The sequence below is a fragment of the Janthinobacterium sp. FW305-128 genome (assembly GCF_020858135.1).
Taxonomy (GTDB): Bacteria; Pseudomonadota; Gammaproteobacteria; order Burkholderiales; family Burkholderiaceae_D; genus Janthinobacterium.
The window spans coordinates 732,810-757,972 of sequence record NZ_JACYMK010000001.1; the positions used below are offsets into that span (position 1 = coordinate 732,810).

Sequence of the window (25,163 nt, forward strand, 5' to 3'; positions counted from 1 at the left end):
ATTGCTCGGGGGGAGCCTATATTTAGATAGTGGTGCGGGCACGCCGCCAGGCATACGATGCATGGCAGTACCCACTCAACCCTTTCTTCATGGATGACATCATGACCAATCCGAAACTGGAAGTCCTTACCCCCGACAATTGCCAGATCATCTTCATCGACCAGCAGCCGCAAATGGCGTTCGGCGTGCAGTCGATGGACCGCCAGGCGCTGAAAAACAATACCGTGGGCCTGGCCAAGGCCGCCAAGGTGTTCAACATCCCCACCATCATCACCACGGTGGAAACGGAAAGCTTCTCCGGCCACACCTATCCGGAACTGCTGGACGTCTTCCCCGGCAAGGATATCCTCGAGCGCAGCTCGATGAATTCGTGGGATGACCAGAAGGTGCGCGATGCGCTGGCCGCCAACGGCAAGAAAAAAGTCGTCGTCTCGGGCCTGTGGACGGAAGTGTGCAACAACAGCTTCGCCCTGTGCGCGATGCTCGAAGGCGATTACGAGATCTACATGGTGGCCGATGCATCGGGCGGCACCTCGAAGGAAGCGCACGACTACGCCATGCAGCGCATGATCCAGGCCGGCGTGGTGCCCGTGACGTGGCAGCAGGTGCTGCTGGAATGGCAGCGCGACTGGGCCCACAAGGCGACCTATGATGCCGTCATGGCCATCGTGCGCGAACATTCGGGCGCCTACGGTATGGGCGTCGATTATGCCTACACGATGGTGCACAAGGCGCCGCAGCGCATCCATGGCGAACACGCCACCCTGGCGCCGGTGCCGGCCAAGTAAACGCCGCACGGCCATGCCATGCGCCGCGCGCCTGACCGCGCGCGGCGTTTTTTTTATTGAAAGGAATGCGCCATGAAGTTATATGTGATTTCGCTGGCCGTGGGCTTGCTGGTTGGCATCATCTATGCCGTCCTGCAGGTGCGCTCGCCGGCGCCGCCAGCCATTGCCCTGATCGGCCTGCTGGGCATGCTGATCGGCGAACAGATCGTCCCCAGCGTCAAGCGTCTGATGGCGGGCGAAGCCGTGACCGTGTCGTGGCTGCGCAGCGAATGCGTGCCGAAGATCAGCGGCGTGGAAGCGAAACCGACAGTGGCCAAGGCCGAGTCGCAGCAGCAGGATGACGGCGCCGCCTGAACCCCGTTTGCCGGGTCAAAACGCTAGAACGCGCCCAGCAAGCCGCGCCGGGCGGCCACCGTGGCCGCCTCGGTGCGGCTTGATACGTTGAGCTTGGTCAAAATATTATTTACGTGAAATTTGACGGTGCCCACCTCGATGCCGGCGCTGCGCGCGATCATCTTGTTGCTCTTGCCCGCAGACAGGTGCAGCAGGATGTCGTGCTCGCGTTTCGACAGGCGGTTCGCCTCGATGCGGCCGGCCTGCTGCGCCGCCAGTTCCGGCGGCAGGTAGTGCCTGCCGGCGGCCACCTGGCCGATGCATTGCGTCAGTTGCAGGAAGCCGGAATCCTTCAGCAGGTAGCCGCGCGCGCCGGCGCGCAGGGCCCGGTGCACGCTGTCCTCGCCCTGGTAGGTGGTGAGGATGACGATCTTCGCTTGCGCGTCGTCCGCGCAGATACGCTCGATCGCCTCGACGCCATGCATTTCCGGCATGTTCAAATCCATCAGCACCACGTCGGGACGCAGCTCCCGGTACAGCGCCACGGCGGCGCTGCCCGTGCCGGCCTGGCCCAGCAGGCGTAAACCCGGCAGCGATGCGATCAGCGAGGCCAGGCCGGCCAGGATCAGCGGGTGGTCGTCGGCGATCAGCAGCGAGATAGGGGTGTCGTTGTCGCGGGGCGTGTGCATGCTTGTGCTCATGGTGCTGGCAGGGTGAAGTGGAAGACGCTGCCGTGGGGCGCGCCAGGCGCATGCCACAGGCGGCCGCCATGCGCGTCGAGGATGCGCCGGCAGATGGCCAGGCCCATGCCCATGCCGTCCGGCTTGCTGGAATACAGGGCGTGGTACAGGTACTCGGCCGCCTGCGGCGCGATGCCGGCGCCATTGTCGGCGATGCTGAAATGCTGCACGCCGCCATCGAGGCGCGAGGACAGCAGCACCGTGCGCGGCCGGCCGCTGGTGCCTTGCAAGGCTTCGATGGCGTTCATCAGCAGGTTCAGGAGGACTTGCCGGAATTGCACCGGGTCGGCATGCAGCAGCGGGCGGCCCGGCGCCAGCCGCGTTTGCAGGTCGATGGCGTGGCGTTGCAGTGGCGCGCGCAGCAGCGGCAGCAGCTCCTGCACGGCGTCGTCGGTGACAAACTGCACATGGCTGCCCGGCGCATGGCAGGCCAGGCCATGCACGCTGCGCAGCACGGCGCTGGCATGGCTGCCGGCGCTGGCGACCAGGGCCAGCGCCGCGCGCGCCTCGTCGAGGCGGGGCGGATCGTGGTCGAGCCAGCGCAAGGCGGCATCGGCATTGAGCGCGATGGCCGCCAGCGGCTGGCGCACCTCGTGCGCGACCGATGCGGCAAATTCGCCCATGCCGCCCATGCTGCCCATGCGCTGGGCCTGCGCCAGGCCGGGGTCTTGCTGTTGAGGGAAATAATGCATGCTGGCCATCGCCGTGCTCCTGTGCTGTCGCGGCGTATGCCGCATTGCAACAAGTATGCATGGCATCGCCGCCGGGGCACTTATACGAATGGGGGAGGCGGACGGTTTTTTTGCAAGGCAGGGGCGGGAAACACCGCCGGGCGGGCCGGCGGTGCGAAGAGCGGATCAGGACTTGATAAAGGCCAGCAAGTCTTCGTTCAGGCGGTCCTTGTGGGTGGCCGGCAAGCCGTGCGGCGCGCCTTCATAGATGACCAGTTTGGCGTTCTTGATGAGCTTGGCCGCGGCCTTGCCGGAAGCGTCGATCGGCACGATCTGGTCGTCGCCGCCGTGCACGACCAAGGTCGGCACGGAGATTTTCTTCAGGTCGGCAGTGAAATCCGTCTCGGAAAACTGCTTGATGCAATCGTAGGCGTTCTTGATGCCGCACTGCATGCCCTGCAGCCAGAAGGTGTCGCGCATGCCTTGCGACACCTTGTTGCCGGGACGGTTGGCGCCGAAGAAGGGCACGGTCAGGTCCTTGAAGAATTGCGAACGGTCGGCCAGCACGCCGGCGCGGATGCCGTCGAAGACGGACATCGGCAAGCCGCCGGGATTGGTGTCCGACTTGACCATCTGCGGCGGCACGGCGCCCACCAGCACGGCCTTGGCCACGCGCTTTTCGCCATGGCGGCCGATATAGCGCGCCACTTCGCCGCCGCCCGTCGAATGGCCGACCAGGGTCGCGCCCTTGATGTCGAGCGCGTCGAGCAGGGCGGCCAGGTCGTCGGCGTAGGTATCCATGTCATTGCCCTGCCATGGCTGGCTCGACAGGCCGTGGCCGCGGCGGTCGTGCGCGATCACGCGGTAGCCGTGGCTGGCCAGGAACATCATCTGGTCTTCCCAGGCGTCGCCCTGCAATGGCCAGCCGTGGCTGAAGACGACGGGCGTGCCCGTGCCCCAGTCCTTGAAATGGATGACGGTGCCGTCCTTGACGGTGACCTTGTTGACGGTGAGCTTGCCCGGCGCGGCGGCGGCGGCAGCGGCAGGCTTGGCGGCGGCGCTGGCGCCACCGGCGGCCAGCAGGCCCGCACCGGCGGCGACACCGGCGACGCTGACGAGCAGCTTGCGGCGGGAATTGACTTCTTCGGCTTCGATTTTCTTCGACATGATGCTTTCCTTCGGGGATGGGGGAGGGGCCGCTTACGGCCTGGACCAGTGATGGCAGCGGCCAGTCTAGGCCTTCGCGCGCGCCGGCGCCTCTGCCAAAAGACCAGTCGCGCCGGGTCTTCCGCCTGCCTATGATGGCTGGCGGCGGCGCGCCGCGCCGCTTGCCTTTTCCACTGGAGCGAAGATGAAGAAACACTGGATGGCGGCGCTGGCCGGCCCCTTTTTACCCGATGCCGGCTTGCTGTTTGCGCGCGTGGCGGGCGCACTGCTGGTGCTGCACGTGCACGGTTTGCCCAAGCTGCTGCATTTTTCCGAGGAACTGGCGCACATCGACGACCCGCTGCACCTGGGCCGCGCCGTCACCCTGTACTGCGCGCTGTTCGCGGAAATCGTCTGCCCGCTGCTGGTCGCCGCCGGCCTGCTGACGCGCCTGGCCTGCCTGCCCCTGCTGTTCCTGCTGGGCGTGTCGATGCTGCTCGTGCATCCGGACTGGAGCATCGCCGACGGGCAGTTCGGCTGGCTGCTGATCATCGTCTTCGGCACCATTGCCATCAGTGGCGCGGGACGCTATTCGCTCGATGCGCGGTTGCGGGCGTAAGCGGTGATGTCAACGATGTGTCGGGTTACGCTCCGCTAACCCGACCTACGCCTAAATAACACCATTTCACCCCGATCCCCGTCCGCCCCACCAGGCCGGCGGGGATTGTTATTTCCATCAGGAATTTAAGTCTGTGCCTCAAGGTGTGGCAGCGCACGGTGGCGCGCGGCGGGCGCGGTTAAGGTAGTGCCAACAGCTTGCTGCTGATCCAGTGTTTGATATGGCTCAGCCCGGCAGCGTTTAGCCGCTTCTTTTTCCCAGAAGCGAGGAGAATCATGATTCGGTCACGGCATCGAGCATGGTTGATTTATTCACTATTAAAGGAAACCATCATGAACGCGATTGAAAAAACCAGCTCCGAGATGAACGGCACCGCCCAGGATACCCGCCAGGATTTGCACCGCACCATCGACAAGGTGGCTAGCCAGGCACAGCCTCTGGCCGACAAGGTCGCCACGCGCGCGCATGACAGCGTGGACCAGGTGGGCGACCGCATCGAGCAAGTCAGCGACACCGTCAGCAAGGCCTCGGAGCGCCTGATGGCGCGCGGCAAGCAACTGGGCGTCGCCTGCCAGCGCGCTGGCGAAACGGGCCGCGATTATGTGCGCGAGCGCCCGGCCATGTCCCTGCTGATTGCGGCCGCGGCCGGCTATGGCCTGTCGAAATTGCTGGGTTCGCGTAAATAAGTTTTACGCCTTCCTGGAAGCATTTGTCGTGGGCGCTGTTCCCTTCGCCGTCATGGCGGAGAGGGCCAGCGCCCACGCACACAAGGTAGTAGCAAGCAGTAAAGGAGAGTGATGATGCGCTCCATTTTGTTGTGGTTGATTGACATACCTATTCCCATCATTATTTTGATTGCCCTGTTCGTGCGCTGAATGAGGGAGTTGTAGCGTTACTTCCCGGGGCAAACTACTCACAGGAGATGTAATGGCTACCACCAAGAAAACGCCGTCCACGGACGGTGCGGGTTCCGTATTGAGCAGCATGTCCGGCCCATCCGACAGCAATGCGCCAAACAACCTGGGCACGGACAATGACGTGACCCGCGCGCTGCTGCAAAAGACGGCCGCCAGCCAGCAGCTGTCCGCCGCCATGGCCGACAATCCCAAGGAAGATGGCCAGTATGGCGAGGCGGCGCGCACTCCGATCGAAGGCGTGCATGTGGCGGCCGGCGAACCGCTGGCCACGGCCAGCACCACGGGCGAAACGCTGGCGTCGCCGAAGACGGGCGATGGCCAGCCCGCGCTGGGCGAGAATGCGCTGAATAGCTCGCTGGATGGCGCCCGCAGCGACGACAGCGGCTGCGTGCTGACGACCAATCAGGGTGTGCCCGTGGGCGACAACCAGAACTCGCTGAAGGCGGGCTTGCGCGGCCCCACGCTGATGGAAGATTTCATCCTGCGTGAAAAGCTCACGCATTTCGACCATGAGCGCATCCCCGAGCGCGTCGTGCATGCGCGTGGTTCGGCCGCCCACGGCTATTTCGAATGCTACAAGGAACAAAGCAAGCTGACGCGCGCCGCGCCGTTCGCCAAGGCGGGCAAGCGCACGCCCGTCTTCGTGCGCTTTTCCACGGTGGCCGGCGAGCGCGGCTCGACCGACACGGCGCGCGACGTGCGCGGCTTTGCCGTGAAGTTTTATACGGACGAAGGCAACTGGGACCTGGTCGGCAACAACATCCCCGTCTTCTTCATCCAGGATGCGATGAAATTTCCCGACGTGGTCCATGCGGTCAAGCCCGAGCCGCACAACGGCATGCCGCAGGCGGCCAGCGCGCACGACACCTTCTGGGATTTCGCCTCGCTGTCGCCGGAAATCACGCACATGCTGATGTGGGTCATGTCCGACCGCGCCATCCCGCGCAGCTACCGCATGATGCAGGGCTTCGGCGTGCACACCTTCCGTCTCGTGAACGCCAAGGGCCAGTCCGTGTTCTGTAAATTCCACTGGTCGCCCATGGCCGGCACGCACTCGCTCGTGTGGGACGAAGCCGTCAAGATCAGCGGCGCCGATTCCGATTTCCACCGGCGCGACCTGTGGGAAGCCATCGAATGCGGCGAGTATCCCGAATACGAGCTGTCGTTCCAGGTCTTCACGGAAGCGCAGGCCGAAGCGTTTCCCTTCGACGTGCTCGACCCCACCAAGCTGATTCCCGAAGAGGTGGTGCCCCTGATACCCGTCGGGAAAATGGTTTTGAACCGCAATCCCGACAATTTTTTCGCCGAGACGGAGCAGGTGGCCTTTTGCACGGCGCACATCGTGCCCGGCATCGATTTTTCCAACGACCCGCTGCTGCAGGGCCGCATCCACTCGTATATCGACACGCAGATCACGCGCCTGGGCGGCGCCAACTTCCATGAAATCCCCATCAACTCGCCGCTGGCGCCCGTGCACAACAACCAGCGCGACGGCATCCACCGCCAGGCCATCAACCGGGGCCGGGTCGCGTACGAGCCCAATTCGCTGGCGGGCGGCTGCCCGTTCCAGGCCGGCGCCAGGGGCTTCAACAGTTTTCCCGCCTCCGCCGAGGGCGACAAGGTGCGCGGCAAGCCCGAGAAATTCGCCGAGCACTTTGGCCAGGCGAGGCTGTTCTGGATCAGCCAGACGCCGGTCGAGCAAGACCATATCGTGCATGCGTTCCGCTTTGAACTGAGCAAGGTGCAGACGGTGGCGATTCGCAAGCGCATCGTCGCCATGCTGCGCAATGTCGACGAGACCCTGGCGCAGCGCCTGGCCGATGCGCTGGGCCTGGCGCTGCCGCCCGTCATGCCGCCCGTGTCCATGCTGCCGATTCCTGCGTATCCGCCGTCGCCGGCGCTGTCGCTCTTTTTCCGCCCCGGCAAGACAGGCATCCATACCCTGCGCGTGGCCATCCTCGTCGGGCCGGGCAGCGATGGGGCGCAGGTGCGCAACATCTATGCATCCTTGCTGGCCGAGGGCGCCGTGCCGCGCCTGGTGGGCAGCCATCTGGGGAAAGTCGACACGAGCGGCGGCGCGCCGCTCGACGTGGAAATCTCGCTCGAAACGGGACCGTCCGTGCTGTTCGACGCCGTCGTGATACCGGATGGCCAGGGCGCCGTGCAGCAGTTGGGCAGCGACGCCAACGCGCTCGACTTCCTGCGCCTGCAATACCGGCACTGCAAGCCGATGCTGGCCATCGGCGCGGGCAAGGGCTTGCTGGACAAGGCTGGCGTGCCGGTGACCCTGCCCGACGGCAAGCCGGACCCCGCCATCATCGTCGTGCCGGCGGGCGACGTGGCGAAAGGCGTGGCGGCCTTTAAAAAGGCGCTGGCCGCGCACCGGGCGTTTGCGCGCGAAACGGATCCGCCCCGCGTGTGATGTCCGTTTGAGCGTCAGCGGGGCCGGCCTGGCTTGCCCCGTTGGCGTAACCGTGCGCAACAGTGCGCAACAATGTAAACAAGAAAAACGTCCTGCGATGATATGCTGCTGACTAGAACTGTTCATTTGCAACTATTTCTATCACTGCAGCAAAGAACGGCTTCAGCAAACCGGATCGCGATTACCGCATGGACAAGTACACACCTCGCACCTGGGGGCCGGGCGAACGTCCGACCTTGCCCGGGTCGCCATCGATGCCCGAACATTCGACGCCCAAGCGTGTCGCGTATTTCATCGTCGGCCTGATCGTCGCGCTGACGGGGGGACTCGGTAATGGCCTGGTGACGGCCAATTTGCTGAACCTGCAAGGTTCGCTGGCCGCCTATGCCTACCAGATGCAGTGGCTGCCGGCCGCCTACGTGATGACCATCGTGTCCATGAATCTGCTGCTGGTGAAGTTCCGCCAGCAATTCGGCCTGCGCCTGTTTACGGAAGCGTTCCTGGTGCTGTATGCGCTGGTGACGTTCGCCCACTTGTATGCCAATACCTTGCCGTCGGCCATCGCCGTGCGCGCCGCGCATGGCATGGTGGGCGGCGCGCTGGGCGTGCTGGGGCTGTACTACACCTTGCAGGCGTTTCCCGCGCGGCACCGGCTGAAAGGCGTGGTGCTGGGCCTGGGCTTTGCCCAGCTGGCGCTGCCGCTGGCGCGCATCTTCACGTCTGAACTGCTGCAGATCGGCGAATGGCACGGCCTGTACCTGTTCGAGCTGGGACTGGCCCTGCTGGCGCTGGGCTGCGTGCTGGCCCTGAAGCTGCCGCCCGGCGACCGCGTGCAGACGTTCGAGCCGCTCGATTTCCTCACCTTTATTCTGTTCGCGCCCGGCGTGGCCCTGCTGTGCGCCGTGCTGGCGCAGGGACGCACGGCGTGGTGGATGGAATCGGAGTGGGTGGGCGTGTGCCTGGCGGGCTCCATCGTGCTGATCGCCGCCTCGCTGGCCATCGAGCATAACCGCGCGCGCCCGCTGCTCAACACGCGCTGGCTCACCACGGGCAAGATCGCCAAGCTGTTTTTATCGGTGCTGCTGTTTCGCATCGTGCTGTCCGAATCGACGGGCGCCGTGGGCTTTTTGCAGGCGCTGGGGCTGAACACGGACCAGATGCAGAACCTGTTCATCGTGGTCCTGCTGGGCAGCGTGGCGGGCCTGGTGGTCAGCGCGCTGACGATCAATCCGGCCACCCTGAACCGCTCGCTGATGTTCGCGCTGCTGCTGATCGCAGCCGGCGCCCTGATCGACGCGCACGCCACCAGCCAGACGCGCCCCGTCAACATGTATGTCAGCCAGTTCCTGCTGGCCTTTGGCGGCACGTATTTCCTCGGTCCCACCATGGTGGCCGGTATGGGCGCCGTGATCGCCGAACCGCGCAACCTGGTGAGTTTTTCCGTGATGTTTACCATGACGCAGAACCTGGGCGGCTTGCTCGGGTCGGCCATCGTCGGCACCATCCAGACGGCGCGCGAAAAATACCATTCCAGCTACCTGGTCGAGCACCTCACCATGCTCGACCCGCAGGTGGCCGCGCGCGTGCAGTCCGGTGCCGCAAGCTACGGCGGCGTGCTGACGGACCCGGCCCTGCGCAGCGCCCAGGGCGTGGCCCGCCTGGGCGCCGTCGCCACGCGCGAAGCCAATGTCCTCGCCTACAACGACGTCTTTTTGATGATCGCCGGCGTCGCCGTCGCCACCCTGATCTGGATGCTGGTCAGCCAGTTCTGGACCCGCATCACCACCGGCGCGCGCCGTCTGGTCGGCCCCGTGCGCGATGCGCAGACGGCCATGGCCATCGTCCCCATTACCAATTCGGAACCGAGCAATGACAGAAAATAGCACCCCGCCGCCAGTACCGACGCCTGCACCGCCATCCGCACCCGCAGCGCCACCCGCGCCCGCGGCCAGCAGCACGCCGCCGCAGCCGGACCGGCGTCACCAGTGGCTGTCCGCGCTGGCCTTTGCGGCCGTGGCCCTGGTGGGCGTGCTGATCGTGCTGTATGCGTGGCGTTTGCCGCCGTTCACCAGTCCCATCGTGACGACGGAAAACGCCACCGTGCGGGGGCAGGTTACCATCATCGGCACGCAGCTGTCGGGCTATGTGGTGGAAGTGACGGTGCAGGACTTCATGGATGTGAAGGAAGGCCAGCTGCTGGTGCGCATCGATGACCGCATCTACCAGCAGCGCTACGAGCAGGCGCAGGCGCAGCTGGCCGCGCAGCAGGCGGCGCTGTCGAACTGGGCGCAGCAGAAGGCCAGCGCGCAGGCGGGCATTTCCGTCAGCGAGGCGGCGCTGGCCAACGCGGAAGCGCAGGCGCGCAAGGCCAGCGCGGACTTGAGCCGGGTGGAGCAGCTGGTGGCCGACGGTTCGCTGTCGCAGCGCGAACACGACCAGTCGCGCGCCACGCAGGCGCAGATGGCGGCCGCGCTGGCGCAGGCCCGCGCCAATCTCGACATCGCTCAGCAAAGCGTGCATTCCGTGGTGGTCAACAAGCAGGCGCTGGAGGCTGCCGTGGCCAACGCGCAGGCGGCCGTCAAGGCGGCGAAGATCGACCTCGATAACACGCGCATCGTCGCGCCCTCCGACGGCCAGCTGGGCCAGGTGACGGTGCGCCAGGGTGCCTATGTGAATTCGGGCGCGCAGCTGATGGCGCTGGTGCCGCGCCAGATGTGGGTCATCGCCAATTTCAAGGAAACGCAGATGAACGGCGTGCAGGAAGGGCAAAGCGCCACCTTCCACGTCGACGCGCTCGACGGCGCCGTGCTGACGGGCCAGGTGGAGCGCATTTCGCCGGCCACCGGTTCCGAGTTTTCCGTGCTGCCGGCGGATAACGCGACGGGCAACTACCTCAAAATTGCCCAGCGCATTCCCGTGCGCATCCGCATCGATCCGGGCCAGGCGAATGCGCGCCGCCTCGTGCCGGGCATGTCGGTGGTGGTCAGCGTCGACACGTCGGCCGTGCTGAACGATTCGGCGGACAACCCGGCGCCCCCGCCTGCACCGAAGAAGGCCAAGCCATGAAGCGCCGTCACCTGCTGATGGCCGGTGCGCTGGCGCTGGCCGGCTGCGCCGCCAACGCGCCGCCGCAGCCCGCATCGGCACTGCAGCTGCCGTCCGGCTGGCGCGCGCAAGCGATCGGCGCACCTGCGGCGACGGGTGCCCATGTCGAGCAACTGTGGTGGCAAGCCTTCGGCGATCCTGTCTTGAGCGACCTGGTGGGCGAGGCGCTGGCGCGCAATGGCGATTTGCGCGTGGCGCGCGCCCGGGTGCAGGAGTACCGCGCACGTCTGGCGCAGGCCGACGCGAACCGCGCGCCCAATCTGGCCTTCGACGGTTCGCCCACGCGCACGCGCACCCTGGCGTCCAGCGGCAAACCGTATGTGACGAATGTCTTCCAGGCCGAATTGCAGGCCAGCTATGAAATCGACGTGTGGGGCCGGCTGGCCAGTCTGAGCGACGCCGCCGGCGAGAGCTACCGCGCCGAGCAGGCCAGCCTCGATGCGGCGGCTCTGTCGATCGCCGCCAGTGTGGCGACCAGTTACCTGAACCTGCGGGGACTCGACGCGCAGCTGGCGCTGACGCAATCGACCCTGCAGCTGCGCGAACAGTCGCGCGAGCTGGCGCGCAAGCAGTTCGAGGTGGGTTACAGCTCGCGCCTGGAATGGCTGCAGGCGCAATCGGAATACCATGCGGCGGCCGAGCAGGTGCCGCAGCTGCAGCGGCAGATCTTCGAACAGGAAAATGCGCTGGCCGTCCTCGTCGGCGGCAATCCCGGCCCCATCGCGCGCGGCTTGCCGCTGGCCGAGCTGGCCGCGCCTGGGGTGCCGGCCGGCTTGCCGTCCGAACTGCTGCGCCGGCGGCCCGACATCGCGCGCGCGGAACACAACCTGGCGGCCGCCAACGCCAGCCTGGCCGCCACGCGCGACCAGCTGCTGCCCTCGTTCAAGCTGACGGCGGCCGGCGGCGGGCAGGCGACGACCCTCACCGATTTCCTGCATGCGCCCACCGCCCTGTGGCGCCTGACGGCCTTGGCGGCCGGCCCCCTGTTCGATGGCGGCCGCGTGCAGGCGCAGACGGATGCGGCCGGCGCGCAGCGCGACCAGCTCGTGTACGCGTATGAAAACGTGGTGCGCAACGCCTTCGCCGAAACAGAAAACAGCCTGGGCGCCCTCTACCGCCTCCAGCAGCAGGCCGTGGAAAACGACGCGCGCCGCGCCGCGGCGGCGGACACCCTGCGCATCGCGCACAACCGCTACCGCAATGGCTACGCCTCCTACCTGGAGGAACTCGACGCCCAGCGCACCCTGTACAGCGCCGACGTGGGACTGCTGCAGCTGAAGACGCGCATCCTCGTCGCCTCGGTCGACTTGTATCGGGCCATGGGCGGCGGCTGGTCGGCCAAGGCGCAATAGACGCGTGTGCACGGTGCGGCCAGTGTAATATTCTGAGCAGGGAAAGCGGCGGCGCCGTGCCAGCTGCTCCCGTCACGAACGAACGAGGTCGCAGCATGACGATTTTTGGCATAGGCATCCACATCCTGATCGCGGTATTTTTTGCGATCCACGTGGTGCGCAACGGGCAGCAGCTGTACTGGCTGCTTATTTTATTCATGTTCCCGCTGCTGGGCAGCGTGGTGTATTTTTTCGCCATCTACCTGCCCAATTCGCGCCTGCCGCAAGGCGCGCGCAAGGTCGCTTCGGTGGCCGTGCAGGTGCTCGATCCGAACCGCGAATTGCGCGAGGCGAAAGCGGCTTTCGAGTACACGCCGACGGCGCAAAACCAGATGCGCCTGGCCAGCGCGCAGCTGGAGGCGGGCGATGCGCAGGAAGCGGCAGCGACGTACGAAGCCTGCCTGCGGGGCGCGTTTTCATCGGACCTGGAAATTCGCCTGGGCGCGGCGCGCGCCTATCTGGAATGCGCGCGCGGCGCCGAAGCGCTGACGCACCTGGAATTCATCCGCCGCACGGATATCCATTTCCGTCCCGAGATGGTGTCCCTGCTGACGGCGCGCGCGCTGGCGCAAAGCGGGCGACAGCAAGAAGCGAAAGCGGAATTCGACGATGCGCTGACGCGCTACAACAGCTTCGAGTGCCGCGCCGAGTGCGCGATCTGGGCGCTGCAGCAGGGCGACAAGGTGCTGTCGGAACGCCTGCTGCTCGATATCGACAGCGCCATGGCCCGCTGGAGCAGCCATACGCGGGCGATGTATGCGCCGCTGCTGGCGCGCCTGGAGGCCGCGCGCCGCTAGCCGGTTTGCCGGTGCCTGGCGCGGATACGCTTACACGCCTGGCACTGGATTCTTCCCTTCAAGCAGTTTGTACCCCTTGCCGTCGAAGCCATAGCGCGCGTGGCCGTTCAGTGGCGTGGCGATGCGCGGCGGGTCTTCATCCTGCTTGACCTTGACGCCCGGCTTGATCTTTTCGGAGGCGCCCTTGAAGTCGATCAGCAAGTCATCGTAGGCGCCGCCATTGCGCGCTGGCGCGAAGCGCCAGTTCCCCTTGACCATCCAGCACTCGTCCGTTTCAGGACCGCAGGCCCCCATATTGTCCGAGTACAGGTCGATGGCGCCATCGAGCGAGGTGACCTTGCCGTCGCCGATTTCAAACAGGGCCAGTTGCGTGATGGTGTAGCCCTGGCCCGTATAACCGTAGCGGATCGCCAGTCCCGGCTTGTTCGCGCCCAGCATGACCCAGTGGACTTCGCCGAGCTGCCCCGACGAGCCCAGGGCGGCGATGTTTTCCAGGCGTTTCACGACTTGCCACTGGCCGTCTTCCGGCGTGCCCTTGGGCGCCAGGAAAAAGACATTCAGCAGCCCCGGCGAGGCATGCGCCGATTCGGCCGTGCCTTCCGTATTGGCCGTTTCCGCATTCGCCACCAGGATGGCGCTGCCATCAGGCAGCAGCTTGTGGCTGACGGCGCTGACCACGTAACTGAGCTTGTCGACGTGGTTGTCCGGATCGGGCAGGTCGGCCAGTGCATCGTCGCTGTCGTCGCGGTAGGCCTTGCCGAAGACGGCGCGCATCATGGTCGCTTCGCGCTCGCGCGCCTGCGGCGTGTTCATCGCTTCCGTCCTGGGCGCGGTGGCGGACGGCGGCGGCACGTGTTCGACCGATGCCGTTGCATCGGCGGCGGCGGGGACGGCGGCTGCCACGTCGGCTGCCAGGCCAGCGCTGGCGGGGGTGGTCTTGTCCGAGCAGGCGCCGAGCAGTGCGGAGACCATCAGCAGGACGAGCGGGGTGCGGTAATTCATAGGCAGGGCAGATTGCGGTCATGGAGAATGGGCGCAGTATGCCAGATAGATGAAAGCGAGGGAGCGCGGCCTGGCGACCGGTCCCTCGCTTCCTTGCCCGCAGGGGGCGTTTTTACAATCAGCCTTGGCGCTTATTTTTCCAGCGCCACCCTGTCATCGCGCCGCAGCGGCGCCTTCTGGCGGCGCAGTTTCGCCATGCCGCGCTTGAGCAGGTGCTCCAGGTCGTCGATGTAGGTGAACACGGCCGGCACCACCAGCAGGCTCAATAAGGTCGAGGTGATCAGGCCGCCGATGACGGTAATGGCCATCGGCGAACGGAAGCTGGGGTCGGCGCCCCAGCCCAGCGCCAGCGGCATCATGCCGGCGCCCATGGCGATCGTCGTCATCAGGATGGGCCGGCTGCGCTTGTGGCAGGCGTCGACCAGCGCGTCGAAGCGGTTCATGCCGGCCTGGCGCGCCAGGATCGCATAGTCGACCAGCAGGATGGAGTTCTTCGTGACGATCCCCATCAGCATGATCAGGCCGATCATCGACGGCATCGACAGGGCGCTGCCCGTGATCAGGAGGGCCACGAAGGCGCCGCCGATCGACAGCGGCAGCGCCGCCAGGATGGTCACCGGCTGCATGAAGTCCTTGAACAGCAGCACCAGCACGCAGTAGATGCACAGCACGCCGATCAGCATGGCCAGGCCGAAGCTGGCGAACAGCGAGGCCATTTCCTGCGCGTCGCCCAGTTCGGCGATCTTCACGGACGGCGGCAGATTCTTCATCGACGGCAGCGCGCGCGCTTCTTCATTCAGTTCGCCGAGCGTGCGCGAACCGAGTTCCACGTCGAGGGTGACGTTGCGGCTGCGGTTCAACCGGTCGATCTGCGCCGGGCCGCTTTCCATCGTCACCGTGGCCACGTTCGCCAGGCGCACGGGGCCATTCTTGCCGGGCACGGTCAGGCGCTCGATGGCGGCCAGGTCGGCGCGCACGCTGTTGGGCAGCTTGACGCGGATCGGCACCTGCCGCTCGGGCAGGTTCATTTTCGTCAGGTCCGTGTCGTAGTCGCCGGCCGTGGCCACGCGCACGGTCTCGCCGATGGCTGCCGCGGTCACGCCCAGGTCGGCCGCCTTGGCGAAATCGGGGCGCACGATGATTTCCGGACGCACCAGCGAGGCGCTGGAATTGACGTTGCCGATGCCTTTCAGGCCGCGCAGTTCGCGCTCGACCTTTTGCGCCGCGGCCATCAGCGCCACCGGGTCTTCCGAGCGCAGCACCAGCTGCATCTTGACGCCCGTGTCGGGCGGCCCCACCGTGAAGCGGGCGCCGGGGATCGTATCGAGCTTGTGGCGCAGCTGCGTTTCCAGGTCCGCCATCGATTCCTTGCGCTCCGTGCGATGCACGGTGGTCAGGGTCAGCACGGCGCGGCGCGCCTCGGCCGCCGCGCCGGGGGCGAAGGCGTCGCCGCTGGAGCCCCCGCCGATCGAACTGAAGACGCCCTGGATGCCTTGTGTGCGCATGGCCGCGTCGCGCGCCAGCGCTGCCACGGCCTGCGTTTCCGCCAGGGTGGAGCCGGGCGGCAGTTCCAGGTTGATCTGCGTCTGCGCGCGGTCGGCGGCCGGCACGAAACCGGTCGGCAGCAGCGGCACGAGCGCGATAGCGCCGACAAAGAACAGGGCCGCGGCGATGGCCGTGATGCCGCGGTGGTTCAGGCACCAGCGCATGACCGTCAGGTAGCGCGTCATCAGCCAGCCATCCTGTTCTTCCTTGTGCGGCAGCGGTTTCAATATGTAGGCTGCCATCATCGGCGTGAGCAGGCGCGCCACCACCAGCGAGGCCAGCACGGCCAGCACGGCCGTCCAGCCGAACTGCTTGAAGAACAGGCCGGGAATGCCGCTCATGAAGGCCGTCGGCAGGAACACGGCCACCAGCGCGAAGGTGGTGGCGATCACCGCCATGCCGATTTCGTCGGCCGCTTCCATGGCCGCTTCCATGGGCGACTTGCCCATGCGCAGATGGCGCTCGATGTTTTCGATTTCCACGATGGCATCGTCGACCAGCACGCCGACGACCAGCGCCAGCGACAGCAGCGTGACGGTATTGAGCGTGTAGCCGAACCAGTAGATGCCGAGGAAGGCCGGCATCACGGACAGGGGCAGGGCGGCGGCGGCCACCAGGGTGGCGCGCCAGTCGCGCAGGAACCACCACACCACCAGCACGGCCAGCAGCGCGCCTTCGTACAGCAACTCCATCGAACCGTCGAAGTTTTCCTCGACGGGGAAGGCGTTGTCGATCGACTGCTGCAGCACCACATTCGGGTTTTCCTTTTGCAGGTCGGAGATGGCGTCGCGCGCGCCCTTGGCGACGGCCACTTCGCTGGCGCCCTTGGTGCGGAACACCTCGAAGGCGACCACGGTCTTGCCATCCTGCTCGGCCAGCGCGCGCGGTTCGGCGATGGTGTCGCGCACGGTGGCCACCTGGTCCAGGCGCACATGGCGGCCGTCCGGCAGCGGCACTTCCACGCGCGACAGTTCATCGGCCGTCTTGACGGTGGCGATGGTGCGCACCGACTGCTCGGCGCCGCTGACGTCGCCGCGGCCGCCCGGCGCTTCGCGCTGCACCAGGCGCAGCTGGCGCGAGACGTCGAGCGCGGACACTTTCAATGCCGCCATGCGCGCCTCGTCGAGTTCCACCTGGATTTCGCGGTAGACGCCGCCCACGCGGGTGACGGCGCCCACGCCGGGCACGGTCAGGAGGCGCTTGGCGACCGTGTTGTCGACGAACCACGACAGGTCGGGAGAGTCGAGCGGGTTGTCCACGCCGGGTTTTGCCGTGGCGATAAAGGTCAGCACCACGCGCCCGGCCGTGGACGCCTTTGTGACGGTGGGATCGCGCAGCTCGGCCGGCATGTCCGCCTTGACCCGCGCGACGGCGTCGCGCACATCGTTGACGGCTTCGGCGATCTGCTTTTCCAGAATGAATTCGACGGTCACCGTGACGACGCCATCGAGCACCTTGGTGTAGATGTTTTTCACGCCTTGCAGGGTGGCGACGGAGTCTTCGATCTTGCGCGCCACTTCCGTTTCCAGCTGGGCCGGCGCGGCGCCGGGCAGCACCGCGCTGACGGTGACGATGGGCAGTTCGATGTCGGGGAAATCCTGCACCGGATTGGCCTTGTAGGCCAGCAGGCCTGCCAAAGTCAGCAGCGCGAACAGCATGATGGCCGGGATCGGATTCTTGATCGAGAGAGAGGAAAAATTCATGGCTTGCCTTACTTTTTCGCTGCCACGGCGGCCGGCGCAGCAGGCTTGGCTGCCGCCGGTGCCGCTACCGGGGTGGCGACATTGCGTACCAGGTCGCCGTCATTGAGAAAGCCGGCGCCGCTGACGACGATGGTCGTGTCGGCCGTGATGCCGCCTAAAATCTCGATGCGGTCGCTCAGGCGCCGTCCGGCCTGCACCTTGATCTGGCTGACCCGCTGGTCGGGATTGAGGCGGAAGACATAGCTGAAGCCGTCGCGCACGGCAATCGCCTGCTGCGGCACCGTCAGCGCGCCCGAGGTGCCCAGTTCAAATTCGCCGCTGGCGTACATGCCTGCCTTGAACGGCGCATGGTTGCCCGTGCTGGCCGGCAGGTCCACGTAGACGAGGGCGGAACGCGTCTGCGGGTCGACCGTGGGGGCGATCATGCGCACCTTGCCCGTCAACACGCTGCCATTGGCCGCCTTCACTTGCGCCAGCGTCCCTGGTTTCAAATTGAGCAGCTCGGTGGCCGTCACTTCGGCGCGCCATTCGAGGCGGCCCTGGCGGATCATGCGGAACAATTCCGTGCCGGCGCCCACCACCGAGCCCACGGTGGCCGAGCGCGAGGAAATGATGCCGCTGTCGGGCGCCACCACCTGCGTGTATTTCAGGCGCAGCTGCTGCGACGCCAGCTGCGCCCTGGCGGACGCGATGCGCGCGTTGGCCGTCTGTTCTGCCGTCAGGTACTGGCTGATCTGCTGCGCGCTGATGGCGCCCGTGCTTTGCAGCGAGCGGGCGCGCTGCGCGTTGGCTGCCGCCTCGGCCGCATTCGCTTCCGCTTCCAGCACGGCGGCCCTGGCCTGCGCCACGTCGGCGTTCACCGTGTCGTTCGAGAACACGGCCAGCACCTGGCCGGCGCGCACGACGTCGCCGACATTCACGCGCACGTCGGTGAGGCGCAAGCCGTTCGACTCGCTGCCGATGACGGCTTCCTGCCAGGCGGCGACGTTGCCGTTGGCGCTCAGCTTGATGGGCAGGCTGGCCGTCTGCGGCTTGGCCGTGGTGACGGTCAGCGCGGGTTTTTGCGCCGCCTTCTTGTCCTTCGCCTCGTCGGCTGCCGTGGAAGCAGATGGGTACAGGGCCACGCCCGCGCCCAGCATTACGCAAAGGGCGGCCAGGGCGAATGCCGTGGGTGTCAAAATCAGTTTTTTCATGTTGTCGTATCCGTCAAGGTGCGTTGTTGGCGATGGCGCTGCTGCCGTTCCAGCCGCCGCCGGCGCCGCGGTACAGCGCCACCCAGGCGGCGCTGCGTTCGCGCTCGAGGTTGACCACCGTGTTTTCGGCGGCCAGGCGCGTGCGGCGGGCGTCTTCCAGTTCGATCAGGCTGGCCAGGCCGTTCCTGTAGCGGTCTTCGGTGGCGACAAACGACACGCGGTAGCCTTCCAGCGCGGTTTTGGCATGCGCGCTGCGCGCGTCCGTGCTGGCCAGGTTAACCAGCGCCTCTTCCACTTCGCGCACGGCCTGGCGCACGCCGGCGCGGTATTTCACCACGGCTTCGTCGTAGCGCGCCGTGGCCGCGTCGACCTGGGCGCGGCGGGTGCCGCCGTCGAAGATGGGCAGGCTGACGGCCAGCGGGCCGATGCTCCAGGTGCTGGCCGTGATGCTGGTGCCGCCGGCGCGGATATTGCCCTTGCCGATCGAGCCTGCCAGGCTCAGACGGGGATAGCGCTGCGCCTGCGCGCCGCGTACTTCGAAGCTGGCGGCCGCCACTTCGCGTTCGGCGCTGTAGATGTCGGGACGCTGGGCCAGGGTTTGCGCCGGCAGTTCCGCAATCGCCACGGGCGAGGGCAGGATGGCAGGGCTGGCCGCCAGCTTCTGGCGCAGCGACGCTTCCGGCATGGCCGACAGGGCCACCAGCGCCTTGATGTTCACGTCGCAGGCGGCGCGCTGTTCGATGGCGCGGCTGGCGCCTTCGGCGGCGCTGGCGCGGGCCAGGGCGGCGTTGGCGGGCGGCTGGAAACCGGCGCCGGCGCTCAGCTCCGTCAGGCGTGCCGAGTCGCGGCGCGAGGCCGCATCCTGTTCGGACACGGCCTGCAATTGCTGACAGGTGCGCAAGGCGTAGTACTGGTTCGCCACTTCGGCGGCCACCGAGACGCGGGCTTCATGCCAGAGCGCGCGGGCGCTGCCGTAGCGCTCCTGCGCCGCGTCGCGCGTGGCGCGGTTGGCCCCAAACACGTCGATTTCCCACGACGCCTGCAAGGCCGCCTGCGAGGTGGTGCCGCTGGGCTGCGCCGATTGCTGGCTGGTGCGCACCACGCTGCCCGTCGCGTCGAGCTTGGGCGCCAGCGCGGCGCCGCTGGCGATGCTGTCCGCGCGCGCCTGCACGATGCGCGTGCCGGCGGCGGCGATGGTGGGGCTGACCTGTTGCGCCTCGGTGATCAATTCCACCAGCAGGCTGTCGCCCTGGCCCAGCCACCAGCTGGCCAGGTCCGTCAGCTTGCCGTTGTGCGGCAGCGGCGCCTGCCACTGCGCGGGTGCGCTGGCGGCCACCGCGGCGGGCGGCCCTTGCAGGGCGCAACCGCCCAGCGCCAGCACGATGCCGGCGGCCAGGGCGCGTTGAACGGTGCATCGAATAATCGTCATGCTGGTCCTTCTGCTTGTCGTTGAGTGGTAGAGGGGGGAGTGGCCAGGCGCCGGCGTTCCACGTCGGCCATGGCCAGCGCGTAGTCGGTCAAGCGCGCCAGCCAGGTGTCGATCGCGTGCGGAGATTCCAGCAGTTGCGGGCGCAAGGTGTGCAGCACGTCGGCGCCCACCATGTGCTGCAGGGCCAGCGAGGCGATGGAAAACGCCAGCCGGTGCATGTCGTCGCTGTTGGCTGGCGTGCCCAGGTGGCGCGCCAGCACGCGCGTGAGCGCCTCGTGTTCGGCACGGATGTTCTGGTCGACCTCGCGCGCCCACAGGCCCGTCGGTTCGAGCATCTCGCGGCACCACAGGCGCATGCAATCGCGCGCGATTTCTCCCTGCTGCATGGGGGCGAGCAATTGCGCATAAAAGCCTTCCAGACTTTGGCGCAGGGTGAAATGCGGTTGCTCGTACAGGGCGATATTGTCTTGTGGATTCGATAGTTGATGGGAGAAGGCGGCGCGGTACAGGCCCGCCTTGTCGCCAAAATAATAGCGGATGGCCGCCGCGTTGGTGCCGGCCGCCTGCGCCAGTTCGCGCGTGGAGGTCTTGGCGTAGCCCTGCCCGGCAAACAGGCGGATGGCGCTATGCAGCAGGCGCTCGCGCGACTGCTCGCCATCGGAGCGGGGCTTGCGCCCGTCGTCGGCGCTTGGTGTTGGGGAAATGTTTTTTTCAATCATGTCGGAGATTTAATCATATATCTCAAACGATTGATATAACTAAATCGCTTGATTTAGTTAAGGAAAGATGAAGATGCGGTAAAACGCGGGCAAAAAAAAAGCCCGCGAACTGGCGCGGGCTGAATCCAATGTTCAGGGAACGAATTGGAGGAGACAGTTCCACTATAGCGCTGAAAATGGTGCGGTGCAATACCGTAGAACTACTGTATTCATCTCTTGTTGATGGCAAAAAAACAGCATTTCATGCTGCGGCGCACAGAAACTCAGGCCTTGCTGCGCAGTGCCAGCGTGAAGGTGCTGCCGGAGCCGTAGTCGCTGTTGAAGAACAGGGCGCCGCCGATGGCGTTGGCCAGGTTCTGGCACAGGTACAGGCCCAGTCCCGCGCCTTCCACGTGGCGCGTGGAGGTGGAATCGAGTTGCGAGAAGGCCTGGAACAGCTTGGCCTGGTCTTCTTCCTTGATGCCGGCGCCGCTGTCGGCGATGCTCATTTCCGTCACCAGCACGCCGTCTTCCTCGCGCTGGGCCAGGCTGATGCGCACCGTGCCCTGTTCCGTGAACTTGATGGCGTTGTTGAGCAGGTTGATGAGGATTTGCGTCAGTGCGCGGCGGTCCGTCTCGATGATGGCGGGCGGCCGGCCCGCTTCGCCCAGCGCCATTTCCAGCGCCAGGCCTTTTTGCTGGGCCAGCGGGCGCAGGGTGTCGGCCACTTCGGCCATCAGGTCCTGGCAGTGCACTGGTTCGATCGACAGGGTCAGTTTGCCCGCCTCGATCTTGGCCACGTCGAGAATGTCGTTGATCAGCGAGAGCAGGTGACGCGCGCTGGCGCGGATGGTGTTGAGCTGCTTGTCCTGGTCCGACGTCAGGGGGCCGGGCAGTTTCATCAGCAGCGCGCCCGTGAATCCAATGATGGCGTTGAGCGGCGTGCGCAGTTCATGCGACATGTTGGCGATGAAGGCGGACTTCATGCGGCTCGCCTCGGCCAGTTCCAGGTTTTTCAGGGCGATTTCGCGGTTGATGGTTTCCAGTTCGGCCGCATGGTGCGCCAGGCGCATGTTCAGCTCGATCACCTGGCGTTCGCGCGCCTGCAGTTCGCCGTTGACCTGCACCGCCTGTTCATATGTGGAAATGAGCAAATCGAGGATTTGCTGGCGCTCCGCATTGATGAAGTGCTTCTGGTCGCCCAGGTACAGGGCGATGCCGATTTCCACATTCTGGTTCTTGCGCAGCTTCTGGTTCATCAGCATGTGGCTGATGCGGTTGAGCAGGTAGTCTTCCGCGTAAGGCTTGCGGATGAAATTGTCGGCGCCGCACTCGATGCCGCGGATGATGTCCTTCGGGTCGTTGAGCGAGGTGACGAGGATCACGGGGATGTCGCGCAGGGTCGGGTCGGACTTGATGGCGCGGCACAGGTCGTAGCCATTCATTTCAGGCATGACGATATCGGACAGCACCAGGTGCGGCTTGCGCTCGCGGATGGCGGCCAGGGCCAGCTGGCCATTGGCCGCCACGCGCGCGTTATAGTGCAGCGACTGGATCAGGCGGCGCAAGCGCTCCGCCTGGGTCGGGCTGTCCTCGACGATCAGGATCTCGATTTCGTCAGGCTTGATTTGGTTGTTGGAGTCCACAGACCTCTCCTAGGATTTCAGTGTGGTGATGCTGGGCGCGGTGAGCGCGCAATATCGACATCGTATGACTATATCGGATTTAGGTCTGTAAAAGTAACTTCCAAGTAACTATTTTGCCCACAGGGAATGCTGTGGCCGCCTGTCAGTTTTCGCCCTGGAACTGGCCGGCGCGATAGGTCAGCACGAGGGTGTCGCGGTGGCCGTGTTCGCCGATGGGCTGGATCGGCGTCGATTCGTGGATCACGGCAGCGTCGTCGAGCAGCAGCAGCGACCATGGCTCGGTCAGGGTAAAGCGCTTGCCGTTGGGGCCCTCCGCTTCGAAGATGCGCGTCTCGCCGCCCTTGACCTGTTCGCGCCCGATCAGCAGCACGGCGACGAAATCGACGCCGTCGCGGTGCGCGCCTTCCGGCGTGGGGCGGCCGATGCCGTCGGTCGTATCGATGCGGAACTGGTGCGCCTCGATGAACCACGGCTGGCGGCCCTTGACCTGCGAGCAGGCGTCGCCCAGTGCGCGAATCAGCTGCTGCCAGGCCGCTTGCGCGACGATGGCCGGGTCGACCGGTTCGAACAGGCGGTGCATGCCGCCGTGCAGGGCGTTGTATTCCACCGGCTGCCAGTGCGGACGGTGCGCCGTCTGCGTCAGGCGCTCGCCATCCTGCACGAAGCACGAATGGCGCCGGCGCCGATAGCGGCCGCCATCCTTCAGGTAATTGTCCAGCGCCAGGGTATTCCAGCTTGGTTCCAGCGCGCGCAGCGCGTCCAGCGGACAGCCGGCCAGCGCGGCCACGTCCTGCGGGCGCAGGACGGCATAGCCGTCATCGCGCAAGGCTTCCTTGACGTGGGACGGGGCGGTAAAGATCGGTGCGGAAGTGCTCATGGCGGTGCCGGCCGCAATGCGGCCTGTCTCAGTTTATCCAGCCTGGCATTCTACGACTTCGCGGCGTTTCCTGTGCAGTGCAACAGGAATTATTCTTGTTTACTTAAAAATTCTTTACCAGGGTCAGACGCAGCGAGCGCGATTCCACCGGATGGAAGTGGATATCGTCCACGGGCTGCGCTTCGCCGGGCAGGCGCGAGGCATAGTAGTAATCGATGGCCGCGTCGCGCCGGTTGGCCAGGTTGTAGCCTTCCACTTCCATGCGCAGGGTCTTGTCGACCTGGTAGGCGATGCGCCCGTTCAAGCCCACGCTGGCGGCGGAGCGTACGCTGTTGTCTTCCACCAGGGGGCGCGGACCGAAGTAGCGCAGGCGCAAGGAGCCCGACCACGGTCCCGGCGGCGTCACCGTCATGGCCAGCTGGGCCACGCCTTCGATGGCGCCGGGAATGAAGTCGCCCGCCGGGTCGCTGCCGCGCGAGCGTGCGCGCGCATACGCGAGGTCCAGGTCCAGCGACAGCCAGCGGGCCGCCTTGTAGTAGGTGGAAAACTCGATGCCGTAGCGGCGGCTGGGGCGGCCCGCCTGCGTGGCGCCCGCGTCGCCGATGAACAGCAGCTCGGAATCGAAGTCCAGGCGGTACAGCGACAGCGAGGTTTGCAGGCCGGCGATGGCGGCGCTGCGCAAGCCCAGTTCCAGGCCGCGCGAGCGCACCAGGGGCGTGACCTTGCCAGCCGCCTCGCCCGTCTTCGGATCGACCGTGATGGTCGTGCCGCGCGCGTCGTTGCTGTGAAAACCGTTGCCGATGTTGACATATGCTTCCGTCTCGCGCCACGGCCCCGCGATCACGCTCAGGCTGGGGCTGAACAAATGGTCGCTGGCCGTGCCCGAATTGGCGGCGCGGTCGCTGCGCACGTCGAAGCGGTAGGCGTCCGCGCGCAGGCCGGCCACGGTGCGCAGCGATCGCGACCAGCGCGTGCTGTTTTCGCCATACACGCCGATGCTCGTTTCGACGAGATGGTCTTGCCGCGTGGTCGACAGGATCTGGCGTCGGCGCGTGTGGTACAGGCCATTGTGGATATTGTCGTTCTGTAGCTGCAGGCCGATGGTGGTGTCGCTGCTGCCCCGGTCCGTGTGGCGGTGCCAGGTGTGGCTGGCGTCGAGGCCGGCCGTCACGCGGCGGTCGGGCTGGGCGAACTGGTCGCCGTTGAGCGGATCGTCCATCGCATACGTAAAGTTCGAGAACAGGGCCAGGCGGTTGGCGATCACGTACGCGCTGGCCCTGGACGACACGTCGTCCGTCGTCTGGCGCCAGGCGCCCGACAGGCTGTAGCGCTGCGCCTTGCCGCCGTCGCTGGCATCGACGGCGTCGAAGCGGCCCAAGCTGCCGTCCTGCACGGCGCGCAGCGGGATCTGGTCCGTGGCGTTCCAGTTGGCGTCGTACACCATGGCCGTGACGTTGAAGCCGTTGTTGGCATAGCCTTCGCTGTAGCGCAGCACGCCATTGCGCTTGCGGTAGCGGTCCGGCTGCGTGAACGGGCCATCGTTATGCTGCGCTTCGAGCGCGTACAGCAGGCTGCCGTCGCCCGCATTGATGGAGTCGGCCAGCAGGGCGCGGCGAAAGCCGTTTTGCCCGATGCCGGCGCTGGCGATGCCTTGCGTCAGGCGGTTCGCGTAGACGACGGACGCCGCGCCCGCCGAGGAAAAATCGCCTTGCGCCGCCGCATACGGCCCCTTCTTGTAATCGAGGCGCATGGCCAGTTCGGGGATCAAAAAGTTCAGGTCCGTCCAGCCCTGGCCGTGGCCATGGCTGCGCTGGTTGACAGGCATCTCGTCGACGGTGGTGCGCAAGTCCGTGCCGTGATCGAGGTTGAAGCCGCGCAGGTAGAACTGGTTGGCCTTGCCCTCGCCGCTATGCTGGCTGACGATCAGCCCCGGCACGGCTTCGAGCAATTCGCCGGGCCGGTAGCTGGTGCGCGCGTCGAGCTGCTGTTGTGTGACGCTGCCCGCGTTGGCCGAATCGGCCACGCCCAGCTGGTTCAGGCGCGAACCGTCGACCAGCACGCGCTGGAAGAGGTCGTCGGCGTGGGCGGCGGTGGTGGAAAACAGGGCCGCGAGGAGGAGGGGAAGGGAGCGTGGCGTCATG

20 protein-coding genes are annotated in these 25,163 nt (G+C 66.1%); 9 read left to right on the forward strand and 11 right to left on the reverse strand.

Annotated features, from left to right (window positions below):
• Positions 1 to 101 precede the first annotated feature (101 nt).
• Both IGS60_RS03360 and IGS60_RS03365 read left to right on the forward strand, forming a co-directional pair.
• The gene (locus IGS60_RS03360; RefSeq protein ID WP_035828118.1) at positions 102 to 788 is read left to right on the forward strand and encodes a hydrolase; all 687 of its coding nucleotides are present in this window, start codon (positions 102 to 104) and stop codon (positions 786 to 788) included.
• Positions 789 to 860: 72 nt separating this feature from the next.
• Positions 861 to 1,142 (forward strand): XapX domain-containing protein, encoded by a 282-nt coding sequence (locus tag IGS60_RS03365; protein WP_230502378.1) that lies wholly within the window; start codon positions 861 to 863, stop codon positions 1,140 to 1,142.
• A 23-nt stretch (positions 1,143 to 1,165) separates the two neighbouring features.
• Here the strand turns inward: IGS60_RS03365 and IGS60_RS03370 are convergent, their stop codons facing one another.
• The 3 genes from IGS60_RS03370 to IGS60_RS03380 form a co-directional block, all read right to left on the reverse strand.
• On the reverse strand, positions 1,166 to 1,810 hold the full coding sequence (locus tag IGS60_RS03370) for a response regulator transcription factor (RefSeq protein WP_121670342.1): 645 nt from the start codon (positions 1,808 to 1,810) through the stop codon (positions 1,166 to 1,168).
• A gap of 8 nt (positions 1,811 to 1,818) precedes the next feature.
• Positions 1,819 to 2,562, reverse strand: coding sequence for a sensor histidine kinase (locus IGS60_RS03375; protein WP_230502380.1), 744 nt, complete (start codon positions 2,560 to 2,562; stop codon positions 1,819 to 1,821).
• A 156-nt stretch (positions 2,563 to 2,718) separates the two neighbouring features.
• Positions 2,719 to 3,699, reverse strand: coding sequence for an alpha/beta fold hydrolase (locus IGS60_RS03380; protein ID WP_230502382.1), 981 nt, complete (start codon positions 3,697 to 3,699; stop codon positions 2,719 to 2,721).
• A gap of 184 nt (positions 3,700 to 3,883) precedes the next feature.
• Between IGS60_RS03380 and IGS60_RS03385 the strand changes: the two genes are divergently transcribed.
• The 7 genes from IGS60_RS03385 (at position 3,884) to IGS60_RS03415 (ending at position 12,929) form a co-directional block, all read left to right on the forward strand.
• A complete protein-coding gene (locus IGS60_RS03385) occupies positions 3,884 to 4,297 on the forward strand; it encodes a DoxX family protein (protein WP_230502384.1) in 414 nt (137 codons plus the stop codon).
• A 332-nt stretch (positions 4,298 to 4,629) separates the two neighbouring features.
• Positions 4,630 to 4,983 carry a YqjD family protein gene (locus IGS60_RS03390; RefSeq protein WP_230502386.1) on the forward strand — a complete coding sequence of 118 codons (354 nt, stop codon included), beginning with the start codon at positions 4,630 to 4,632 and terminating at the stop codon, positions 4,981 to 4,983.
• A gap of 241 nt (positions 4,984 to 5,224) precedes the next feature.
• Complete coding sequence (locus tag IGS60_RS03395) at positions 5,225 to 7,636, forward strand: catalase (RefSeq protein WP_306798458.1); 2,412 nt, start codon at positions 5,225 to 5,227, stop codon at positions 7,634 to 7,636.
• A 188-nt stretch (positions 7,637 to 7,824) separates the two neighbouring features.
• Entirely contained in the window at positions 7,825 to 9,519 is a 1,695-nt protein-coding gene (locus tag IGS60_RS03400; protein WP_070287897.1) for an MFS transporter, read from the forward strand.
• Positions 9,506 to 10,702: an HlyD family secretion protein gene (locus tag IGS60_RS03405; RefSeq protein ID WP_230502388.1), complete on the forward strand. Its 1,197-nt coding sequence runs from the start codon at positions 9,506 to 9,508 to the stop codon at positions 10,700 to 10,702. Before IGS60_RS03400 ends, IGS60_RS03405 begins: the two co-directional genes overlap by 14 nt.
• On the forward strand, positions 10,699 to 12,093 hold the full coding sequence (locus IGS60_RS03410) for an efflux transporter outer membrane subunit (RefSeq protein ID WP_230502390.1): 1,395 nt from the start codon (positions 10,699 to 10,701) through the stop codon (positions 12,091 to 12,093). The genes IGS60_RS03405 and IGS60_RS03410 overlap by 4 nt, the downstream gene beginning before the upstream one ends.
• 95 nt (positions 12,094 to 12,188) lie before the next feature.
• Positions 12,189 to 12,929: a hypothetical protein gene (locus IGS60_RS03415; protein WP_070310338.1), complete on the forward strand. Its 741-nt coding sequence runs from the start codon at positions 12,189 to 12,191 to the stop codon at positions 12,927 to 12,929.
• 30 nt (positions 12,930 to 12,959) lie between these two features.
• Here IGS60_RS03415 and IGS60_RS03420 read toward each other — a convergent pair whose 3' ends face one another.
• The 8 genes from IGS60_RS03420 to IGS60_RS03455 form a co-directional block, all read right to left on the reverse strand.
• Complete coding sequence (locus IGS60_RS03420; RefSeq protein ID WP_230502392.1) at positions 12,960 to 13,931, reverse strand: hypothetical protein; 972 nt, start codon at positions 13,929 to 13,931, stop codon at positions 12,960 to 12,962.
• Positions 13,932 to 14,062: 131 nt separating this feature from the next.
• Positions 14,063 to 17,179: an efflux RND transporter permease subunit gene (locus IGS60_RS03425; RefSeq protein WP_230502394.1), complete on the reverse strand. Its 3,117-nt coding sequence runs from the start codon at positions 17,177 to 17,179 to the stop codon at positions 14,063 to 14,065.
• A gap of 8 nt (positions 17,180 to 17,187) precedes the next feature.
• Entirely contained in the window at positions 17,188 to 18,372 is a 1,185-nt protein-coding gene (locus tag IGS60_RS03430; protein ID WP_121670335.1) for an efflux RND transporter periplasmic adaptor subunit, read from the reverse strand.
• Between the two features lie 13 nt (positions 18,373 to 18,385).
• Positions 18,386 to 19,801 (reverse strand): efflux transporter outer membrane subunit, encoded by a 1,416-nt coding sequence (locus IGS60_RS03435; protein WP_230502396.1) that lies wholly within the window; start codon positions 19,799 to 19,801, stop codon positions 18,386 to 18,388.
• Positions 19,798 to 20,520, reverse strand: a complete 723-nt coding sequence (locus tag IGS60_RS03440; protein ID WP_230502398.1) for a CerR family C-terminal domain-containing protein — start codon at positions 20,518 to 20,520, stop codon at positions 19,798 to 19,800. Before IGS60_RS03440 ends, IGS60_RS03435 begins: the two co-directional genes overlap by 4 nt.
• Positions 20,521 to 20,783: 263 nt before the next feature.
• Positions 20,784 to 22,145 carry a hybrid sensor histidine kinase/response regulator gene (locus tag IGS60_RS03445; RefSeq protein ID WP_070310347.1) on the reverse strand — a complete coding sequence of 454 codons (1,362 nt, stop codon included), beginning with the start codon at positions 22,143 to 22,145 and terminating at the stop codon, positions 20,784 to 20,786.
• A gap of 142 nt (positions 22,146 to 22,287) precedes the next feature.
• Positions 22,288 to 23,022, reverse strand: a complete 735-nt coding sequence (locus IGS60_RS03450) for a 2OG-Fe dioxygenase family protein (RefSeq protein WP_230502399.1) — start codon at positions 23,020 to 23,022, stop codon at positions 22,288 to 22,290.
• A gap of 103 nt (positions 23,023 to 23,125) precedes the next feature.
• A complete protein-coding gene (locus tag IGS60_RS03455; protein WP_230502401.1) occupies positions 23,126 to 25,162 on the reverse strand; it encodes a TonB-dependent receptor in 2,037 nt (678 codons plus the stop codon).
• Position 25,163 lies beyond the last annotated feature (1 nt).

Coding starts and splice junctions, on each gene's coding strand:
- IGS60_RS03440 (WP_230502398.1), bottom strand. CDS start 20,520: ATGATTGAAAAAAACATTTCCCCAACACCAAGCGCCGACGACGGGCGC.
- IGS60_RS03435 (WP_230502396.1), bottom strand. CDS start 19,801: ATGACGATTATTCGATGCACCGTTCAACGCGCCCTGGCCGCCGGCATC.
- IGS60_RS03395 (WP_306798458.1), top strand. CDS start 5,225: ATGGCTACCACCAAGAAAACGCCGTCCACGGACGGTGCGGGTTCCGTA.
- IGS60_RS03365 (WP_230502378.1), top strand. CDS start 861: ATGAAGTTATATGTGATTTCGCTGGCCGTGGGCTTGCTGGTTGGCATC.
- IGS60_RS03375 (WP_230502380.1), bottom strand. CDS start 2,562: ATGGCCAGCATGCATTATTTCCCTCAACAGCAAGACCCCGGCCTGGCG.
- IGS60_RS03450 (WP_230502399.1), bottom strand. CDS start 23,022: ATGAGCACTTCCGCACCGATCTTTACCGCCCCGTCCCACGTCAAGGAA.
- IGS60_RS03385 (WP_230502384.1), top strand. CDS start 3,884: ATGAAGAAACACTGGATGGCGGCGCTGGCCGGCCCCTTTTTACCCGAT.
- IGS60_RS03360 (WP_035828118.1), top strand. CDS start 102: ATGACCAATCCGAAACTGGAAGTCCTTACCCCCGACAATTGCCAGATC.
- IGS60_RS03420 (WP_230502392.1), bottom strand. CDS start 13,931: ATGAATTACCGCACCCCGCTCGTCCTGCTGATGGTCTCCGCACTGCTC.
- IGS60_RS03380 (WP_230502382.1), bottom strand. CDS start 3,699: ATGTCGAAGAAAATCGAAGCCGAAGAAGTCAATTCCCGCCGCAAGCTG.
- IGS60_RS03410 (WP_230502390.1), top strand. CDS start 10,699: ATGAAGCGCCGTCACCTGCTGATGGCCGGTGCGCTGGCGCTGGCCGGC.
- IGS60_RS03400 (WP_070287897.1), top strand. CDS start 7,825: ATGGACAAGTACACACCTCGCACCTGGGGGCCGGGCGAACGTCCGACC.
- IGS60_RS03415 (WP_070310338.1), top strand. CDS start 12,189: ATGACGATTTTTGGCATAGGCATCCACATCCTGATCGCGGTATTTTTT.
- IGS60_RS03430 (WP_121670335.1), bottom strand. CDS start 18,372: ATGAAAAAACTGATTTTGACACCCACGGCATTCGCCCTGGCCGCCCTT.
- IGS60_RS03390 (WP_230502386.1), top strand. CDS start 4,630: ATGAACGCGATTGAAAAAACCAGCTCCGAGATGAACGGCACCGCCCAG.
- IGS60_RS03455 (WP_230502401.1), bottom strand. CDS start 25,162: ATGACGCCACGCTCCCTTCCCCTCCTCCTCGCGGCCCTGTTTTCCACC.
- IGS60_RS03370 (WP_121670342.1), bottom strand. CDS start 1,810: ATGCACACGCCCCGCGACAACGACACCCCTATCTCGCTGCTGATCGCC.
- IGS60_RS03425 (WP_230502394.1), bottom strand. CDS start 17,179: ATGAATTTTTCCTCTCTCTCGATCAAGAATCCGATCCCGGCCATCATG.
- IGS60_RS03405 (WP_230502388.1), top strand. CDS start 9,506: ATGACAGAAAATAGCACCCCGCCGCCAGTACCGACGCCTGCACCGCCA.